2 protein-coding genes are annotated in these 1676 nt (G+C 40.8%); both read left to right on the top strand.

Annotation, left to right across the window (positions count from 1 at the left end):
• Window positions 1-816: ABC transporter permease (locus ACFIO3_RS12715; protein ID WP_375704576.1), on the top strand; the 816-nt coding region annotated here is incomplete at its 5' end.
• The gene (locus ACFIO3_RS12710) at window positions 809-1603 is read left to right on the top strand and encodes an ABC transporter ATP-binding protein (protein WP_375608447.1); all 795 of its coding nucleotides are present in this window, start codon (window positions 809-811) and stop codon (window positions 1601-1603) included. The genes ACFIO3_RS12715 and ACFIO3_RS12710, both read left to right, overlap by 8 nt.
• Window positions 1604-1676 lie beyond the last annotated feature (73 nt).

The raw sequence follows: 1676 nt of genomic DNA, 5'->3' as shown, positions 1-1676 counted from the left end.
CGGGTTTTAGATTTTCCTGATTTAACGGTTGATGGCTCGTTTCTTCTTGGTTCCTGTGTCTGTGGTGTTTTGATTCTTTTAGGTTTCAATGCGTGGACAGCTATGGCTTGCGCTTTTTGTGCAGGTATGGCGGCTGGTTTATTAACAGCTATGTTAAATTTGCGTTTTGGCATTTTAAATCTTTTGGCTTCCATTTTAACAATGTCGGCACTTTATACGGTTAATCTTCGTATTATGGGAATTATGGGAGGGTCTAATGTTAATTTAGCCCTTGCTGATACGGCGTTAACGCCCTTTTATAATCTGTTTGGTTTGTCCGATATTTTTGTGCGTCCTCTTTTCGTTGGTATTGTGTTGCTAGTTATGGCGTTTTTGATTTGGCGCTTTTTGGAAAGTGAAATTGGTCTTGCTATGCGTGCAATGGGCGCTAATCCACGCATGGCGACGGCGCAAGGTGTCCATACATCAGCATTGATATATTTTGGAATGGGGCTTTCTAATGCGTGTGTTGCTCTTGGTGGTTCTCTTTATATTCAAACTGCCATCGCAACTGATATTACCGGTGGAATTGGAACTATTGTTTTTGGGTTGGCTGCCGTGATTATCGGTGAGACTCTCTTTCGCACGCGCAATATTTTGTGGATTATAATCAGCTGTATTGTGGGGTCTGTGCTTTATCGTGTAGCGGTGCAATTTGCATTTGAAGCAAATGGCATTGGCATTGATACATCGACAGATCTTCAGTTGATTACTTCGCTGTTGGTTGTTTTAACTCTTATTGTGCCACGTTATTGGAGGAGGCGTAAACGTGATTGAGTTGTTTCATGTTGGGGTCACATTTAAACCGCAAACGCCTTTGGAAAAACAGGCTTTAATTGATATTAACCTCAAAATTGAGCAGGGTAGTTTTGTTACGGTTATTGGTTCAAATGGTGCTGGTAAATCCACTTTGCTTAGTGTTTTGGCAGGTGCAACGCTTCCCTCGACAGGAAGAGTCGTTATTAATGGACAAAATGTTTCTAGGCAATCAGTCAGTGAACGTGCGGGAAAGATTGCTTGTGTTTTTCAAGATTCCTTAGAGGGAAGTTGTGGTTCTTTAACAATTGAAGAAAATTTGGCTCTTGCTGCTCTTCGAGGAAGTCGTCGTGGTTTGCGTTCAGCTTTAAACCATGAAAAACGGCAACTTTTTCGAGAAAAAATTGCTCAATTAGGCATTGGTCTTGAAGCATATATTCATAATCCTATGGATAGTTTATCAGGTGGGCAACGCCAAGCAGTTTGTCTTGTGATGGCAACATTAGCACATGCGGATGTTTTATTGCTTGATGAACATACCTCAGCACTTGATCCTGGAATGGCTGATTTTGTGATGCGATTGACTGAAAAAATCGTTGAAGAGAAAAAATTAACGACTATCATGGTAACTCATTCTATGCGTCAGGCTCTTGATTATGGCAATCGTACCTTGATGTTGCATGGTGGAAAAGTGATTTTGGATGTCTGTCATGAAGAGCGTAAGGGCTTGGATGTCAATGATTTAATTGGCATGTTTCAGAAAGTTCGCGGGGAAGTTCTTGATGATGATGAACTGTTAATGGATTAATAATGTGGCTCAGAAAAAAGCACATGAAGTTGATCAATTTCTAACGCGTTTTTCACGTGCTTTTCCTATTGTT

The organism is Bartonella sp. AD328YNZD, from assembly GCF_042196425.1.
The sequence above is the reverse complement of the archived record's forward strand: the minus strand, read 5'-3'. Positions and strand labels throughout refer to the sequence as shown.